This is a genomic window from Methylobacterium sp. D53M (assembly GCF_053345625.1).
This window is the reverse complement of the sequence record NZ_JBKFAL010000016.1, coordinates 58,105-73,026: the sequence shown is the minus strand read 5'-3', so window position 1 is coordinate 73,026 and position 14,922 is coordinate 58,105. Positions and strand designations below refer to the sequence as shown.

The window sequence follows — 14,922 nt, the reverse complement described above, 5'->3', positions numbered from 1 at the left end:
GATAAGTCATAACCCCGCTGAGAGGCGAGATGGTGCCCAGCCAGCCATGGAAACCGGCGGATGCGACGATCCAGATCCGTGCACTAGCTCGTCATGATCGGTTGACGATGACCCATACGAACCACGTCAGGGAGCGCCTCGAACAGAGGAGGCTCACCATCGGTGACGTGCTCTACGTGCTGAAGAACGGGTTCGTGTACGAACAACCGGAAGAGGCAACTCGACCCGGCTGGTACAAGTACAGGGTAGAAAGTGGATCGCCCAACTCCGGAAGGCGTATCTTGCGGGTGGTCGCCATTCCGTCGATTAGCGATTTCCAAATCAAAACGGTGACAGTCATGTTCGTCGACGAATCATAGATCGCTATGGGGCAACCGCCCCTGTTTGGGGCGCGCCAGCGCCCCGCGCTGTACAAGAATTTGAGGACTAAAATGAGCGCGTATCGCTACACTGAGAGCGGCCTCACCAATGTGTTCATCGAGGGCGCGACGCTCGTGCATGATGACGCTGGTGAGGAATGCGTGACCATTCCGAACATCAACGGGCTGCACCGCGCGATCGCGCATGGGATCGTGACGAAGCGCTCGGCCATGATCGGCAACGAGCTGCGATTCCTCCGGACAGAGATGGGGCTGACGCAGGCCGAGCTGGCCGCCATGGTTCACCGTGAGCCACTGGCCGTGAGCCGCTGGGAGCGGAATGAAAACGAGATCGATGAGAACGCCGAGGCGATCATCAGGCTGCACGCGATCCAGGCGCTAGACCTGCCGACCGACGCTAATGTGCGTGAGCTGGCGGGATGGTGCGTGCCGAGCGCAGAGACGGTGCCGCTGCGCATCGATGGTTCGGACCCGTCGAACTATAAGATCGCTGCCTGAAGCACCTCGGTAGCTCACAGGGCCCGCCCGGCGAACAGCCGTGGCGGGCTTTGTCGCGTTTCAGGGGTGCGCGAGAGGCCTCCCGGTCCGCGCGCTCCACGCCTTCGCCCTGCCCCACGCGGCGGCCAGCGCTTCGATCGCCTCGTCCCGGGTCGGGGCCTCACCGTTGAGCGGGCGCACGCCCTCGGCCTCGTGGCCGCGCTGACAGCCTGTGCAGCTCCAGGTCCACGTGCCGTTCTGCGGGCCGCCCTCCATCCGCTTGATGCGGCCGACGTGCTGGCCAGCTTCCTCGGCCACGAAGTCGTGGTGCGTGTTCGGGAAGGTGCGGCGCCACGCGAAGGTCACGGCTTGGCGCTCTCGCGGATCCCGAGCGCGATCAGGAGTTCGCGTCCGCCCGGGGTCAGGTGCCATGCGCGTCGACTGGTCCGCCCGCGGGTCGGGCGATCCTCGACGTACCCGATCTCCTGCAGGATCGGCATGGCGGACGGGTAGGCCTCGTGCCGCATTCCCTGCGGGTAGAGGAGGCAGGCGCGGAGCGCTTCGAGCTGGCGGCCGCGGACCGGTGCTGACGGTTCGGAGGGCACCGTTCAGCGAGCCGCGAGGAGCATCCACTGCCGCGCCTCGGCCTGGCGGTGCACGTCGTCGGCGTTCGGCAGGTCGGCGATCACATGCTCAACGATCTGCTGCGCTGTAGCGTCGTCGAGACCGAGTCCCTGCGCGTAGCCGTGGAGCTGGCGCATCAGGCGCTGAACGGCTTCTCGGTCCGGATCGGAGGGTTCGTCCATCACGTTCCGGCGGCTGGTGGGGTAGATGGTGGGGTGGAGCGCCCCGCCCGTGAAATTCGTGAGCAAAAACAACGATGGCTGGCGGAGAGGGGGGGATTCGAACCCCCGATGCCCTTGCAGGCATGCCGCATTTCGAGTGCGGTGCATTCAACCGCTCTGCCACCTCTCCGCAAGGTGCCTCGATGAGACGGGCGGTGCGTAGCACGCGTGGTCCCGCTTCACAAGCGAGACGTCGCGCGGCGGCGCCGGATCAGACCACCACGGTGATCGCCTGCGCCGCGCGGGTCAGGCCGGTGTAGAGCCAGCGCGCCCGGTGCTCGCGGAACGCGTAGGATTCGTCGAACAGCGTGACCCGATCCCACTGCGACCCTTGAGCCTTGTGCACCGTCAGCGCGTAGCCGTAGGTGAACTCGTCCGTCTCGCGCCGCAGGAACAGCGGGATCTCCTCGTCCGTGCCGGAGATCATCGCGCGCAGCACCTTGATGTCGGTGGGCTTCCGGCGGAGCGCCGGGTCGTCCTCCGGCACCACGTCGAGGCGGATCAGGTCCGGACGCGGCGGCGCGCGCAGGGCCTGCACGGTCCAGGTCGAGCCGTTGAGCAGGCCCTTCACCCGGTCGTTGCGCAGGCAGACCAGCTTCTCGCCGATCGCCGGCATCGGGTCCGTGTGGCCGGCGAGCTCCCGCAGCCGGGCATTGTAGAGGCGGCGGGTCTTGTTCAGGCCGACCAGCACCTGATCGCACTCGAGCACCTCGGCCGGATCCAGGGCGCGGCGCGACACGATCCGGCTCTGCCCGTAGCTGCCGAGCTCCAGCCGGCCGCCCTCGCGCACGGTCATGGCCATGCGGACGATCGGGTCGTCCTTGGCCTGCCGGTGCACCTCGGTGAGCATGACGTCGGGCTCGGCCTCGGTGAAGAAGCCGCCGCCGCGCACCGGCGGCAGCTGCGCCGGGTCGCCCAGGACGAGGACCGGCCGCTCGAAGGACAGGAGATCGTTGCCGAGATCGGAATCGACCATCGAGCACTCGTCGATGATGATCAGGTCCGCCTTGGCGGCCGGGCCCGAGCGGTTCAGCGTGAAGGTCGGGCCGCCCTCCTCCGCCTCCTTGGTGCGGTAGATCAGCGAGTGGATCGTGGCGGCGTCGTAGCAGCCCTTCTGGCGCATCACCGAGGCCGCCTTGCCGGTGAAGGCCCCGTAGACCACCGTGCCGTCGACATCCTCGGCGATCCGGCGGGCGAGCGTCGTCTTGCCGGTGCCGGCATAGCCGAACAGCCGGAACACCTGCGATCCCCCGTCCCGCCGCCACGCGGCGATCGCCTTCAGCGCCGCGTCCTGCTGCGGCGCGTAGGCGGCCGGCAGACCCGCACTCACGGCCAGCGCACGGTCGGCGGCATCGAGGAGAGGATGGAGGCGACGTTGCCGCCCGTCTTCAGGCCGAAGATCGTGCCCCGGTCGTAGAGCAGGTTGAACTCCACGTAGCGGCCCCGCCGCACCTGCTGCTCGTGGCGGTCCGCCTCGGTCCAGGGCGTGCCGAGATTGTCGCGCACGATCTTCGGGTAGGCCTCCAGGAAGGCCCGGCCCACGTCGCGGGTGTAGGCGAGGTCGGCCTGCGGCGTCCCGCTCCAGAGGTAATCGTAGAAGATCCCGCCGATGCCGCGCGGCTCGTTCCGGTGCTTGAGGTGGAAATACTCGTCGCACCACGCCTTGTAGCGGGCGTGGTCGATGCCGTGCGCCGCGCAGGCCCGCGCCAAGCAGGCGTGGAAGTGGCGGCTGTCCGGATCGTCCTGCGTGCGGCGCCGGTCGAGCACCGGCGTCAGGTCGGCCCCGCCCCCGAACCACGCCCGCGTCGTCGCGACGAACCGGGTGTTCATGTGCACCGTCGGCACGTGCGGGTTCCACGGATGGGCGATCAGCGAGATGCCGGTGGCGAAGAAGCGCGGATCCTCAGCGGCGCCGGGCATCTGGGCGCGGAATTCCGGCGCGAACTCGCCGTGCACCGTCGAGATGTGCACGCCGGCCTTCTCGAAGACGCGGCCCCGCAGCATCGCCATGACGCCGCCGCCGCCCGGCCGCCCGGTATGGTCGGTCCGGTTCCAAGGGGTCTTCTCGAACGTCCCGGGGCCCTCGGGCGCGTCGGGGTGGAACGGGCCCGCCGCCTCCGCCTCGAGGGTCTCCAGAGCGGCGACGATCCGGTCGCGCAGCGTCTCGAACCACGCTGCGGCCTCGGACTTCATGGCCGTCACGTCGGCCTCGGAGGGAGGCGCAGCCAGGGCTGCGCGCGCGTCGTCCGGCATCGTCATGACACAGGCTTTTCCACCCTGCCGGGCGCACGTCAATGCGGTCGCGGCCCCGCACGGGCGCGCAGGGCTCTCGCGCCGGTGTCCCGACCGGCGACAACGCCCTTACGCGGCCCCTACGCGACCCCTACGCGGGCGCCGGCCGCTCGCCGACGGGCTTGAGCAGCCCCGTGGCGGTCGCCACCAGCTCCCCGGCCTCGTCGCGGATCTCGGCCTCGCAGAAGATCACCGACCGCCCCGCCCGTGTGACCCGTCCCTCGGCGGTCAGGACGCCGCGGCCGGGGGCGAGGAAGCGGGTCTGCATGTCGAGGGTCACCACGGGGCGCCCCGCCCGCAGCCGCGCCGCCGTCCCCAGGGCGACGTCGAGCAGGGTGCAGAGCGCGCCGCCATGGGCGATGCCGAGGTTGTTGGCGTGCTCCGGCCGCAGGGCGAGGCGCAGCCGCGTCCGGCCCGCGCGCACGTCGAGCGCCTCGATCCCGCAGTGATCCACGAACGGGATGATGGCGCCGAAGACGGTGCCCGTCTCCGAGCGCTGATCCACTTGCTGATCCACTTGGTGATCCCCTTGCCGGTCCACTTGCTGGTCCACGCCGATCGCCCCGGATCCTGCCCCGCCCGGATCCTTATCGCCCGGCCGCCTCCGAGGCCATGACCGGTCCGCGGCAGATCACGTGACAGTCCGGCCGAAACGTTCGTCCCGTCCCGAAGGCTCACGGGACATCGCGGCGGGCCGCCGCGTGAAGTTCTGCGCCTCTCATCAGACCGGAGACGGATCTTCGCAGAGGAAGCCCGCGGCGAGATCGCGGCGGAAGGCATAACCGGCGCCCGTCCGCGTCGCCCGGTCTCGTCCAACTTCCGCTCCGGGGTGTCGGTTTGCTCGACGGTCGATTTCAGCTCGACCCACGGTTTGAATAATATGCGTGTTCATGGCAGGGGCATTGTGTAGGGAAATGCTCGACGACGACTTGATTTTGCTGCACAGACGTTAGAACCGTCTCACGACGGTCGGATAGAGGGAATCATCGATGGACGACAACGCCACTGAGCAGCAGCAGACCTTTATCGAGCAGGCGTCCGACATCGTCTCGGCGTATGTCTCGAACAATTCCGTGCCGATCAGCGAATTGCCCGGTCTGCTCGCCGGCGTTCACGCCGCGCTGACGAAGCTGTCCGCCCCCGCGGCGACGGTCACCGAGGCGGCCGACAAGCCGACGCCGGCCCAGATCCGCAAGTCGGTGACGCCGGACGCCCTGATCTCGTTCATCGACGGCAAGCCGTACAAGACGCTCAAGCGGCACCTGTCGCGCAACGGCCTGACGATCGAGCAGTATCGCGAGCGCTTCGGGCTGCCGCGCGACTATCCGTCGACGGCCGCGAGCTACTCGGCCCAGCGCTCGGAACTCGCCCGCAGCCTCGGCCTCGGCCAGCAGCGCCGCAAATCCGCCGCCCCGGCGCCCGAGCCCGAGCCCGTCGCGGAAGTGGCCGAGAAGCCGAAGCGCGCCAGCCGCTCCCGCAAGGCCAAGGAGACGGCCTGAGCCCGGCCTGAGCCCGGCAACGCCCGGGCTCGTGGTTACCGGCCGGCGCGCGACCCGCGCGCCGGTCCGTTACGCGAAATCGGCGAGGTCGTCGGCCACGTCGCCCGCGGCGATCTCCGTCTCGGCCTTGTGCCGCTCGACCGCCTCGGCCTCTGGCCCGACCTCTGCCTCGGTCATGCCGGGCCGCGGGCCCGGCCCCTCGGGCGCCGGCGCTGTCTCCGGCCGCGCCTGGCCGGCCTCCCATTCGGAGGCTCGATCCGTCACCCGCCCCGTCATGCTGCGCGCTCCCCGATCCGCCGACGGGAGAGCAAAGCGCGGACGGCCCGGCGCGTTCCGCGCGCGCCGGAGCCGATCCCGCGGTGATCGCGATCTGCTGGACGGCGCCGCGTCTGAGACCAGGAGCGCGACGCGCCGGGTCGAGAGGCCTCGCCACGCGTTGAACCGCCGGACATGCATGCGCCGGACATGCCGATCGGGAGCGGGATTTGGGCAATCGTTACGGGCTGGAGATCCGCGCCGCCGCGGGGCCGGACGCCGCGGGTCTCGCGGCGCTGCTCAGCGAGGCGGGGGTCGCGGTCGGCGCCGCGGACCTCGCGGCCCGGCTCGAGGCCCTGCAGCGGGACGGCGGCATCGCCCTCGTCGCCGTGGAATGGGGGCCGCCGAGCGGCCTCATCGCCGTCGCCCCCGTGCGGACGCTGGACGCGCCGCGGCCCTTCGGCCTGATCACCGGCCTCGCCGTCGCCGCCGAGTCGCGCCGCCGGGGCATCGGTCGGGTCCTGCTGAAGGCGGCCGGCCGGGCGGCGCGGCAGGCGGGCTGCGACCGGCTGCTCCTGGCCGCGGGGCCGGACCAGGCCGCCCTGCGCGCCTTCTGCGCCGCCGCCGGCTTCGCCGACGAAGGGACCGTGCTCGCGCGGCCGCTGCTGAAGCGGGGCACCGGAGACGGCTGAGATCCGCGACATCCTGGCCGAAGCCGACGGGGCTCACCGGGCGTTACCCCCGGAGAGTGGAGCCCCCCGATGACGCTGCGATCCGAGACCCCGCCGCCGCCCGCGAACCTGCCCTGCGATCCGCCGCCGGATTCCGAGGCGCCGACCGCCGCGCAGCTCAAGGGCGACATCGACAGCGGCCGCACCGCCGACAAGACCCCGCACATGGATATCGGCGCGGCCCCGCTCGGGACCTGCGAGGAGGCCGGCGGGACGCCGCCGACGCCCCGGGAGGTCCGGATCGCCCGGCAGAACGAGCGGGCGCCCTCGGAGCGGGCGGCCAAGGGTTACCCGCATCAGCGGCAGCCCTGGGTCCTGCCGCTCTACGCCGGCATCATCGTCGCGGCCGCCGTGGGGCTCGGCCTCGTGCTCTGGCTGACGCGCTGACTGCCGCACTGACGGATGCGCTGACGGTCCGGCCGGGTTGGGACCGCGCCGGTTCCATCCTGGCGCAGGACGGCACGGTCGCCGCGGAGGCGGTTTAAAGGTCGATTCACGTCGATGCGGTTAGCGTGACCTTACTGCAGTCTTGCGTAACCGATCCTCCATGCCCCCTTCCGTCGATGCTCCGCCGGACCTGTCCGGGCTCCTCGAACTGTCACGCATTGAGAATCTCGATCTCAAGCCGGTGATCCTCCGGGTTCAGACGGACCTGTTCGTCCGGGCCGCGGCCCGGGACCGGACCGAGATCGAGATCTTCGAGTCCCTGGCCTGCGGCCTCATCCCGACGGTGGACGAGGAGACGGCCCGGGTCGTGGCCCGCAAGCTGGCCCCCTGCTCCGAGACGCCGCCCGCGGTGCTGGAGGCGCTCGCCCTGCGCGGCGGCGGTGCCCGCGACGCGGTGGTGGAGCTGGCCCCGACCCTGAGCCACCGCCTGATCGAGGCGGCCCTGGCCGAGGGGTCGGACATCGCCGCCCGCATCGCCGCCCGAGCCGGGCTGAGCCGGGAGGCGGTGGACGAACTCGCCCGCGAGGGCCGCCCCGAGATCGACCGCGCGCTGGCGGCCAATCTCGGCCACACCCTGCGGGGCGCGGCCCTGTCGCGGCTCGTGGACCGCGGCCGCACCGCCCCCGACCTCGCCCGGCTGCTGCTGGTCCGGCCCGACGTTTCGGCCGCCGACCTCGTGCCCCTGTACCTGCACGCCGACCCGATGCGCCGCACGGTGATCGGCCGGGCCGTCGAGGCGACCGCCGCCCTGCGCCCCTGCCCGCCGCCGCCCCGCGGCCTCGGCGAGACCCTGACCGGCCTGTCCGCCGCCCGCGACGTTCCCGCCTTCATGGCGGCGCTGGCCGACGGGCTCGGCCTGCCCCGCGATTTCCTGACCGTGGTCGCCGATGCGGGCACCCGCTACGACCTCCTGACCCTAGGCCTGCGGGCCGCCGGCCTGCACGAGGAGGAGGCGGTCTACATCTTCCTGACCCTCAACCAGGGGGTGGCGCGATCGGCCGAGCGCGTGGCCGACCTCGTCCGGCTGTTCCGCACCGTGAGCCGTCCGGCCTCGCGGGACCTGATCGCCGCGATCCTCGACCGGCCGCTCGCCGAGCGCGGTCGGAGCGAGGCCCATCAGCCGGCACACGGCCCGGAGGCCAAGCTGCGCCAGGGCGCCGAGCGCGTCGCCGCGCAGCGGCCGCCCCTGCCGGCGCGGGCCCGGACGGCGAGCGGCGGGGAGCCGGGCTGACCGGCCGGCCGTCAGCGCGGGCCGGTCCGGAGATCGCTTTTCGGATCGTTCTGCGGATCGCTCTCCGGGTCGGCACCCCGCCAAGCGGGCTGCCGGTCGGTCTCCTGCAGGGTGTCGTTCGAGGGCGCCTCCGCGGCGCGGCGGCTCAGCTCCGCCATCAGGCCGCGGGCCAGCACGGCGCGGACCGCCCGCTCCCGGGTCTCGGGCGGGACCGCCTCGAGGGCGGCCGGCACGACCGCCTGAGCGCTCGGGACCGCCCCGGCGAGCCTGCGGGCCTCCGCGGCCGGGTCCGCTCCGGTGCGAAGCATGGCGAAGTAGGAGAGCACGCCGATCACCAGCGCGGCGCGCAGCAGGACGGTCATGGAACGGTTTCTCCGCTCGAGATCGCGCGAAGCATTCGACGGATTTCGTGAACCGGGCCTCTACCGACCCGAGCTTTCCCGCACGATGGTGAATGAAGCTTGTTCGCGATCGGCTGGTTACCTCGCGGAAAGCATCCCGACCATTCGGACAAGTCCCGCAACACTCGTTTAAGCCGGCTCTGCGACCGTCCGGTAGTCGTTCGAAGTCGAACCGGAGGCGCGACGGATGCGGGAACGCAGCCAGCGCGACGCGTGCCAACCTTGACCATCAAGACCGTCCTGACGTCGCTGATCGATGACCGGCTCGCGGGCCTCGTCCACGAATCCGTGGCCGACAATCCGGCCGCCCGCGCGCGCCACCAGCGCTTCCTGGTGTCGCGGCTGGCGACCGGCGCCGTGATGATGGCCGGGCTGCCGCCCTACCTACTGTGGCGCGGGGTGCCGTCGGGCTTCGAGGTCCTGGCGATCGCGAGCCTGCTGCTGCCGGTCTTCGCCGCCGTCCTCCTCACCCGCACCGGCTCCCTCTGGGTCGCCCACGCGGTCTCGTCGGCGGGCCTGACCGGCCTCGTCGTCGCCCTGGCGGGCGTCACCGGCGGCGTCACCTCGCCCGCCGCGGTCTGGCTCGTGGCGATCCCCCTCGAGGCGCTGGTCTCCGGCTCGCTCCGCGCGACGATCGCGGCCGCCGCGATGGCGGTCCTCGGCGTCCTGACCGTGGTGGCCCTCGGCGCCTGGGCCGGCTCCCTGCCGGTCATGGATATCTCGGCCGCGATCGCCCTGCCGGCCTTCGCCATCACGGCGATCGGCCACGTCGCCGCCCAGGCCCTGGAGCACATGCGCAACGAGGGCGTCTGGCGCGAGCGGCTGCGCGACAACGAGGCCCGCGACCGGCTGCTGCTCTCGGCGATCGACGACCTCGTGACCTGGCACGACCGCAACGGCCGCGTGCTGGAGGCCTCGGTCTCGGCCGTCCGGCTCCTGGGCAGCGCCCCGGCCCGCCTGCGCGGCCACGGCCTGCTGGAGCGCGTCCACGTCGCCGACCGCCCGGCCTTCCTCAAGGCGGTGAGCGACGTCGCCGCGACCGGCCGGCCCGCGACCCTGCCCCTGCGCCTGCACGTCGAGCCCGAGACCGGCCGCGCCGACGGCGCGAGCCTGATCTACGCCGAGATGCGCGCCCACCGGATCGAGCACGGCGCGCACGACGCCGCCACGGCGGTCGTGGCGGTCACCCGCGACATGACCGAGCACCACCGGCACGCCGTCGAGCTGGAGCGCGCCCGCGCCGAGGCCGAGCGGGCCGACGCGATCAAGGGCCGGTTCCTGGCCAACGTCACCCACGAGCTGCGCACGCCGCTCAACGCGATCATCGGCTTCTCCGAGGTCCTCGCCGGCGAGGGCGCCGTCAGCCTCGGACCGGTCCAGGCACGGGAATATGCCGGCATCATCGGCGCCTCCGGCCACCACCTGCTCGGCGTCGTCAACACGCTGCTCGACATGAGCCGGATCCAGAGCGGCAATTTCGACTGCGCCCCCGAGGCGTTCGACATCGCGGACCTGCTCCGGGCCTGCTGCGACATGATGCGCCTGAAGGCCGACGCCGCCGGCGTCGTCGTCACCGCCGCCCCGTCGGGACCGGTGGAGATCACGGCCGATCCCGCCGCCTGCCGGCAGGTGCTGATCAACCTCATCTCGAACGCCGTGAAGTTCACCCCGGCGGGCGGCCGCATCGACCTGTCCCTGCGGCGCGGCGCCGGCACCCTGGACATCGTCGTGGCCGATACGGGCGTCGGCATCGGCGCGGACGACCTGCCCAAGCTCGGCACACCGTTCTTCCAGGCCGGGAGCGGCGGCTACAAGCGCCAGCACGAGGGCACCGGCCTCGGCCTGTCGGTGGTCCAGGGCCTCGTCGGCCTCCACGGCGGCTCCCTGCTGATCGAGAGCGCGCCCCAGGCCGGGACGGTGGTGACCGTCACCCTGCCCCTCGTCTGCCAGGCCCCCGCGGCCGCCCACGGCCCGGCCCCGATCCGCACGGCCGTGCGCGGCGCCCCGGCGCCCCGCCGCGTGGTGCGCCTGCCGCTCGGCCTGTTCGACGCGGAGCCGGGCCTCGCCGCGGCCCCGGCCGACCCGGTCCTGCGCCGCACCGGCTGACCCGAAGATCCCCGGAAGGAGACATGATGTCAGGCTACCGCGAGATCACCGTACCGGGCGAACCCGGCCGCGCGCGCCGCGCCGCGCCGCGCCGCCCCGCGGTCCAGGGCGACTGGCGCGCCGTCCTCGTCGGCGCGCTGAAGGCGACGGGCGCCACCTGCCGGACCAGCCCGGGCGCCGTTCTCGGCAGCCTCGTCGCCCTCGGCGCGGCGGGCTTCGTCTGCGTCAACGCCCTCGGCTACCAGACCGGGCGCCACCCGGCGCCGATCCTGCCGAAGCTCGCCCAGAAGGCGCCCGCCCCCCGCGAGGCGCCGCCGGCCGCCAGGGAGGCCCTCCGGGAACCCGCGCGGGATCCGGTGCGGGTCATCGAGGCCGACCGCGCCGCCGCGCCGGTCCCCGCCAAGCCGGCGGCCCGGGACGCGATCGGCGAGCTGATCCGGTCCGAGGAGACCACCGCCTCGGTCACCCCGAAGGCGTCGCCGGTTCGGCCGGCCGCCAAGCCGGCCGCGAAGGAGACGGACGCCAAGGCGGCCAAGTCCGAGAAGGACGGCGATCCGGTGCTGCGGGCCCAGAAGGCGCTGTCGAAGCTCGGCTACGCGGTGAAGCCCGACGGCGCGATGGGCCCCGGCACCCGCGCGGCGATCGAGAAGTTCGAGCGCGGCGCCAAGCTGCCGGTGACCGGAGAGGCGACGGGCCGGACCCTGCGCGAGCTGATGGCGCGGGCGGGCCACGGCTAGCGGGACGGAAGCGGCGCCCGCTCCGCGGAAGCGGTGCGGGTGCCGGTCGTCGTGAGAGCGCGACCCTCAGTACTGCGTGCCGGTGAACCGGCAGATCGTCTTGCAGCGCGGGCCGCCATTGGCCTGCCAGGACTTCGCGTGGCCGATCGATCCGGTCATGTCCTGCGTGGGATTACCGCCGGGCCGGTGCACGACGATGTTGCAGGCATCGCTCGGCGTCCGCTGGTAGCGCGGGCAGGACGCGGAGTCGCGGTGGCCCAGTAAATCCATGAGCGTCTCCGGACGGGCGTGGGCCGACGGCACAACACCGCACAGGCAGGCGACGATCAGCGTCGCGAGCGAGGTCATTCTCCGCATCGGATTGCTCCTTAAATCATCGTGACATGCGAATTCAGGCGCCCTTTGCTCAGTTAATCAGCAAGAAATACTGTAGATGTGCGCTGAAGCACATGGATCAATTCTTTTTTAATCCCGAAAAAGACTGGATTTTTTGACGGAATATTCGGTGCGCTGAACCGTTATTTCCAGATGGTCCGCGTCGCGCATCCGCGCTTGCCCGCGCCGGCGCTTTCGCGCATGGCGGAGGCCGCGCCGCTCCGAACCGGCCGGGTTTCAGGGGCCGACCGCCGCGCCGGATCGCCCGCCCGCGGCGCGGGCCGCGCGATTCACAGGGCTACAGACGCATGCGCCTGCGCTCCGATTTCTGGGTTTCGGCCCATTTGCGGCGTCTGGACGTCGCGGGCATCCCGGCGGCGCTGCGCCGGCGCGGATCCGCGGAGGCGGGCGCGATCTTCGTGAAGGTCGATCGGCTCGACGGCAGCGCCGACCTCTACGGACCGGCGCCGCAAGCGCTGTTCGAGGCCGAGGAGAGCGGCGACCGCCGCTTCGCCGCGATCGTTACCGGCGGCAGCCCGCTCGACGTGGAGGAGCGCCTGACCAAGGAGATCCGGTTCGATTCCGATCTCTGGATCGTCGAGATCGACGACCGCCAGGGGCGGCATTTTCTGGATCTGGCGGAGTGATACCGTTTCCGGTTGGAGACCTCGCCACCGTCTTTGCGGGCGCAGCGACGCAATCCAGCGGCGCCACGCCGACCGATGGCGCGCCGCCCCGGGTCACTTCGCTCCGCTCGTGATGACGGAGCGAAGCGAAGGCAGCGCCCGTCAGCCCTCGATGATGCGCTCGTCGAGCTTGCGGTCGACGGTCTCGACGGTGCGGTCGATCTCGGCGTTCGGCTCGCCGAGCTGGTGCGAGATGAGCTTCACCAGCAGGTCGACCCGCTCGATGTAGGGCGCGCCGTTCGCCACGGCCCGCGCGGCCGAGGACGGCTTCAGCAGGCTCTCGGCAGCCCTGGCGTACTTCTCGAACGGCACCTGGTCGGCCGCGTCGGCGCCGAGCTTCCGGGCGATGCCGTCGACGTGGTCGTAGATCGCCCGCGAGCGCGCCAGGTCGCCGTGGACGGCGTCGTGGATGGATTGCGGCTCGCCCGGGGTGATGCAGCGGTAATTGCCGGTGAGCAGCATCGACCACTTGGCCAGCGGCACGAACAGCGAGTCGAATACCTTGAGCTTCACCGGCACGTCGTGCCCGTCGAGGCGCACGGCGTCGATGTCGGCCTCCAGCTCCCGGAGCAGCCGGTTATGGGCCTCGTCCGCGAAGGTCGCGGCCTTGAAGTTCGTCGGCAGGCCGACGTGGAGGACGTTCGCCTCCTCCTCCGGCGGCCGGAAGGCCTGCGGATCGGGGGAGCAGAGCGACACCAGACCCGGCTCGAACCGGTCCCACACGCCGGCATTGGTGTAGGCGTCCTCGAGGTCCATGGCGGCGAGCGCCGGGATCCGCTTGAGGTAGGGCAGCGGCGGCATGTTCATGATCGACAGGCACGGCAGCTTCGCCGCCGCGATCTTGATCATGAGGACGCGGATCGTGTGGTTGTTGTACTGCGGCTCCTGCATGGCGAGGCCGACGAGGTCGTAGCGCGACACGTCGACGTCCTCCGGCGGCATCGCGTCGACCTTGCCGGGCAGATCGCGCGAGTGAATCGCGCGGTGCTCCTTCTCGTCGCGCAGCTTGATGCGGACCTCGGTCCCCTCGCGGTTGATCAGGTCCGCGGTCTTTCGCCGGCACACCAGGGTCACGTTGTGACCGGCCATCAGGAGCTTGGTGCCCAGGAGCGAGCCGTAGGAGGCCCCCAGGATCAGGATGTTCTTGGCCACGTCGGTCCTCCCCAGCATTGAGACTTGCTGTGTGTTGTCTGGCTGCTGGGAACAGTGCGTCCACGCCACGGCCCCAAGCGCACATGCGATGGATGGCAGCCGGGCGAGCGGAAGGCAAGCCTTCTGGTATACCTAATCCCAAACCCTTTGTGAGGCCCTGCCGGTGACAGGCGGAGCGATCCCTATCCTCCGCACCCGGGATCTCCACAGGGTGGCGCCTCCGGGACTTCGCGCGGGACCCTCTCGGGACCGCGGACGACGACCGCCCCGCCGCGGGCCCTAGCCCCAGAGGTCCGGCGTCGGCGGGTGCATCAGGCTGCCCTCGTAGCGCAGCGGCGGCTCACGGTCCCGGGCCAGCAGCAGCGGCCCGTCGAGGTCGACGAACTCCGCGTCGTTGGCGAGCAGGGCCGCCGGCGCCATGCCCAGCGAGGTGCCGAGCATGCACCCGACCATGATCGAGAGCCCCCGGCCCCGCGCCTCGCGGGCGAGGAGTACCGCCTCGGTCAGGCCGCCGGTCTTGTCGAGCTTGATGTTGATCGCGTCGTAGCGCCCGGCCAGCGCGTCGAGGCCGGCGCGGTCGTGGAGGCTCTCGTCGGCGCAGACCGGCACCGGGTGGGGGATCTCGGCGAGCAGGGCGTCGGCGTCGGCCGGCAGCGGCTGCTCGATCAGCGCGACGCCCGCTCGCAGGCAGGCCGCGAGGTTGGCCTCCACGTTCTCGGGCCGCCACGCCTCGTTGGCGTCGACGATCAGCCGGGATTCCGGCGCGCCGGCCCGCACCGCGGCGATGCGCTCCGGATCGCCGTCCCCGCCGAGCTTGACCTTGAGCAGCGGCCGGTGGGCGGCCTTGCGGGCGGCCTCCGCCATGCTCTCCGGCGTGCCGAGGCTCAGCGTGTAGGCGGTGATGGCCGGCCGGGGCTCGGCGAGACCCGCGATCTCCCAGGCGGGACGGCCCTGCCGCTTCGCCTCGAGGTCGAACAGCGCGCAATCGAGGGCGTTGCGCGCGGCGCCCGCCTTCATGCGGGTCATGAGCGCGTCCCGCCCGATCCCGGCCGCGATCGCCTCCGCCTGGCCCTCGATCAGGGCACTGACGCTCTCGACGCTCTCCCCGTAGCGCGGATAGGGCACGCACTCGCCGCGCCCGACCGCGTCGCCGTCCGCGATCGTCGCCACTACGACGGCGATCTCGGTGCGGCTGCCGCGGGAGATCGTGAAGGCGCCGGCGATCGGGAAGCGCTCGACGGCGAGGGTCAGGCGGCGGGCCATGTCGTACGGTCTCCGGTTCAGGCCTGCGGTCGATGCAGCCCGCTC

At 71.7% G+C, this 14,922-nt stretch carries 20 protein-coding genes and 1 tRNA gene; 9 read left to right on the top strand and 12 right to left on the bottom strand.

The window, feature by feature from the left end:
- Positions 1–29 precede the first annotated feature (29 nt).
- Both ACLBYG_RS20630 and ACLBYG_RS20625 read left to right on the top strand, forming a co-directional pair.
- Complete coding sequence (locus ACLBYG_RS20630) at positions 30–359, top strand: DUF4258 domain-containing protein (RefSeq protein ID WP_447682641.1); 330 nt, start codon at positions 30–32, stop codon at positions 357–359.
- A 72-nt stretch (positions 360–431) separates the two neighbouring features.
- A complete protein-coding gene (locus tag ACLBYG_RS20625) occupies positions 432–878 on the top strand; it encodes a helix-turn-helix domain-containing protein (protein WP_447682640.1) in 447 nt (148 codons plus the stop codon).
- Positions 879–938: 60 nt separating this feature from the next.
- On the opposite strand, the gene ACLBYG_RS20620 is transcribed toward ACLBYG_RS20625, so the two are convergent.
- The 7 genes from ACLBYG_RS20620 to ACLBYG_RS20590 form a co-directional block, all read right to left on the bottom strand.
- Positions 939–1,223, bottom strand: coding sequence for a hypothetical protein (locus tag ACLBYG_RS20620; RefSeq protein ID WP_447682639.1), 285 nt, complete (start codon positions 1,221–1,223; stop codon positions 939–941).
- Positions 1,220–1,462 (bottom strand): hypothetical protein, encoded by a 243-nt coding sequence (locus ACLBYG_RS20615; protein ID WP_447682638.1) that lies wholly within the window; start codon positions 1,460–1,462, stop codon positions 1,220–1,222. The genes ACLBYG_RS20620 and ACLBYG_RS20615 overlap by 4 nt, the downstream gene beginning before the upstream one ends.
- Positions 1,463–1,465: 3 nt before the next feature.
- Positions 1,466–1,663, bottom strand: coding sequence for a hypothetical protein (locus tag ACLBYG_RS20610; RefSeq protein WP_447682637.1), 198 nt, complete (start codon positions 1,661–1,663; stop codon positions 1,466–1,468).
- Positions 1,664–1,742: 79 nt separating this feature from the next.
- Positions 1,743–1,832 (bottom strand) — tRNA-Ser (locus tag ACLBYG_RS20605).
- A gap of 81 nt (positions 1,833–1,913) precedes the next feature.
- Positions 1,914–3,032, bottom strand: coding sequence for an ATP-dependent DNA helicase (locus ACLBYG_RS20600; RefSeq protein WP_012321591.1), 1,119 nt, complete (start codon positions 3,030–3,032; stop codon positions 1,914–1,916).
- On the bottom strand, positions 3,029–3,961 hold the full coding sequence (gene hemF / locus ACLBYG_RS20595) for an oxygen-dependent coproporphyrinogen oxidase (RefSeq protein WP_020091129.1): 933 nt from the start codon (positions 3,959–3,961) through the stop codon (positions 3,029–3,031). The genes ACLBYG_RS20600 and hemF overlap by 4 nt, the downstream gene beginning before the upstream one ends.
- A gap of 124 nt (positions 3,962–4,085) precedes the next feature.
- Positions 4,086–4,499: a PaaI family thioesterase gene (locus tag ACLBYG_RS20590; RefSeq protein ID WP_056526422.1), complete on the bottom strand. Its 414-nt coding sequence runs from the start codon at positions 4,497–4,499 to the stop codon at positions 4,086–4,088.
- 484 nt (positions 4,500–4,983) lie between these two features.
- On the opposite strand from ACLBYG_RS20590, the gene ACLBYG_RS20585 reads away from it, so the two are divergent.
- Entirely contained in the window at positions 4,984–5,493 is a 510-nt protein-coding gene (locus ACLBYG_RS20585; protein WP_091675820.1) for a MucR family transcriptional regulator, read from the top strand.
- Between the two features lie 69 nt (positions 5,494–5,562).
- Here the strand turns inward: ACLBYG_RS20585 and ACLBYG_RS20580 are convergent, their stop codons facing one another.
- The gene (locus tag ACLBYG_RS20580) at positions 5,563–5,769 is read right to left on the bottom strand and encodes a hypothetical protein (protein ID WP_447682636.1); all 207 of its coding nucleotides are present in this window, start codon (positions 5,767–5,769) and stop codon (positions 5,563–5,565) included.
- A gap of 209 nt (positions 5,770–5,978) precedes the next feature.
- On the opposite strand from ACLBYG_RS20580, the gene ACLBYG_RS20575 reads away from it, so the two are divergent.
- The 3 genes from ACLBYG_RS20575 to ACLBYG_RS20565 all read left to right on the top strand — a co-directional run bounded on the left by ACLBYG_RS20575 (position 5,979) and on the right by ACLBYG_RS20565 (position 8,157).
- A complete protein-coding gene (locus ACLBYG_RS20575; RefSeq protein ID WP_056526425.1) occupies positions 5,979–6,440 on the top strand; it encodes a GNAT family N-acetyltransferase in 462 nt (153 codons plus the stop codon).
- 69 nt (positions 6,441–6,509) lie between these two features.
- Positions 6,510–6,866 carry a hypothetical protein gene (locus ACLBYG_RS20570; RefSeq protein ID WP_020091135.1) on the top strand — a complete coding sequence of 119 codons (357 nt, stop codon included), beginning with the start codon at positions 6,510–6,512 and terminating at the stop codon, positions 6,864–6,866.
- Positions 6,867–7,026: 160 nt separating this feature from the next.
- Entirely contained in the window at positions 7,027–8,157 is a 1,131-nt protein-coding gene (locus ACLBYG_RS20565; RefSeq protein ID WP_447682635.1) for a DUF2336 domain-containing protein, read from the top strand.
- Positions 8,158–8,168: 11 nt separating this feature from the next.
- Here ACLBYG_RS20565 and ACLBYG_RS20560 read toward each other — a convergent pair whose 3' ends face one another.
- Positions 8,169–8,519: a hypothetical protein gene (locus ACLBYG_RS20560; protein ID WP_447682634.1), complete on the bottom strand. Its 351-nt coding sequence runs from the start codon at positions 8,517–8,519 to the stop codon at positions 8,169–8,171.
- 252 nt (positions 8,520–8,771) lie between these two features.
- Between ACLBYG_RS20560 and ACLBYG_RS20555 the strand changes: the two genes are divergently transcribed.
- Together ACLBYG_RS20555 and ACLBYG_RS20550 are read left to right on the top strand one after the other, a co-directional pair.
- Positions 8,772–10,664: a sensor histidine kinase gene (locus ACLBYG_RS20555; protein WP_427508488.1), complete on the top strand. Its 1,893-nt coding sequence runs from the start codon at positions 8,772–8,774 to the stop codon at positions 10,662–10,664.
- Between the two features lie 26 nt (positions 10,665–10,690).
- On the top strand, positions 10,691–11,401 hold the full coding sequence (locus ACLBYG_RS20550; protein ID WP_447682744.1) for a peptidoglycan-binding domain-containing protein: 711 nt from the start codon (positions 10,691–10,693) through the stop codon (positions 11,399–11,401).
- A 66-nt stretch (positions 11,402–11,467) separates the two neighbouring features.
- Here ACLBYG_RS20550 and ACLBYG_RS20545 read toward each other — a convergent pair whose 3' ends face one another.
- Complete coding sequence (locus tag ACLBYG_RS20545) at positions 11,468–11,758, bottom strand: hypothetical protein (protein ID WP_447682633.1); 291 nt, start codon at positions 11,756–11,758, stop codon at positions 11,468–11,470.
- A 326-nt stretch (positions 11,759–12,084) separates the two neighbouring features.
- Between ACLBYG_RS20545 and ACLBYG_RS20540 the strand changes: the two genes are divergently transcribed.
- The gene (locus ACLBYG_RS20540; RefSeq protein ID WP_103984560.1) at positions 12,085–12,423 is read left to right on the top strand and encodes a DUF1491 family protein; all 339 of its coding nucleotides are present in this window, start codon (positions 12,085–12,087) and stop codon (positions 12,421–12,423) included.
- Between the two features lie 141 nt (positions 12,424–12,564).
- Here ACLBYG_RS20540 and ACLBYG_RS20535 read toward each other — a convergent pair whose 3' ends face one another.
- Both ACLBYG_RS20535 and dgcA read right to left on the bottom strand, forming a co-directional pair.
- Positions 12,565–13,614, bottom strand: coding sequence for a ketopantoate reductase family protein (locus ACLBYG_RS20535; protein ID WP_056526436.1), 1,050 nt, complete (start codon positions 13,612–13,614; stop codon positions 12,565–12,567).
- A gap of 279 nt (positions 13,615–13,893) precedes the next feature.
- Complete coding sequence (gene dgcA, locus ACLBYG_RS20530) at positions 13,894–14,877, bottom strand: N-acetyl-D-Glu racemase DgcA (protein WP_447682632.1); 984 nt, start codon at positions 14,875–14,877, stop codon at positions 13,894–13,896.
- Positions 14,878–14,922 lie beyond the last annotated feature (45 nt).

Coding starts and splice junctions, on each gene's coding strand:
- ACLBYG_RS20630 (WP_447682641.1), top strand. CDS start 30: ATGGTGCCCAGCCAGCCATGGAAACCGGCGGATGCGACGATCCAGATC.
- ACLBYG_RS20545 (WP_447682633.1), bottom strand. CDS start 11,758: ATGCGGAGAATGACCTCGCTCGCGACGCTGATCGTCGCCTGCCTGTGC.
- ACLBYG_RS20625 (WP_447682640.1), top strand. CDS start 432: ATGAGCGCGTATCGCTACACTGAGAGCGGCCTCACCAATGTGTTCATC.
- ACLBYG_RS20580 (WP_447682636.1), bottom strand. CDS start 5,769: ATGACGGGGCGGGTGACGGATCGAGCCTCCGAATGGGAGGCCGGCCAG.
- ACLBYG_RS20550 (WP_447682744.1), top strand. CDS start 10,691: ATGTCAGGCTACCGCGAGATCACCGTACCGGGCGAACCCGGCCGCGCG.
- ACLBYG_RS20570 (WP_020091135.1), top strand. CDS start 6,510: ATGACGCTGCGATCCGAGACCCCGCCGCCGCCCGCGAACCTGCCCTGC.
- ACLBYG_RS20560 (WP_447682634.1), bottom strand. CDS start 8,519: ATGACCGTCCTGCTGCGCGCCGCGCTGGTGATCGGCGTGCTCTCCTAC.
- dgcA (WP_447682632.1), bottom strand. CDS start 14,877: ATGGCCCGCCGCCTGACCCTCGCCGTCGAGCGCTTCCCGATCGCCGGC.
- ACLBYG_RS20540 (WP_103984560.1), top strand. CDS start 12,085: ATGCGCCTGCGCTCCGATTTCTGGGTTTCGGCCCATTTGCGGCGTCTG.
- hemF (WP_020091129.1), bottom strand. CDS start 3,961: ATGACGATGCCGGACGACGCGCGCGCAGCCCTGGCTGCGCCTCCCTCC.
- ACLBYG_RS20585 (WP_091675820.1), top strand. CDS start 4,984: ATGGACGACAACGCCACTGAGCAGCAGCAGACCTTTATCGAGCAGGCG.
- ACLBYG_RS20610 (WP_447682637.1), bottom strand. CDS start 1,663: ATGGACGAACCCTCCGATCCGGACCGAGAAGCCGTTCAGCGCCTGATG.
- ACLBYG_RS20565 (WP_447682635.1), top strand. CDS start 7,027: ATGCCCCCTTCCGTCGATGCTCCGCCGGACCTGTCCGGGCTCCTCGAA.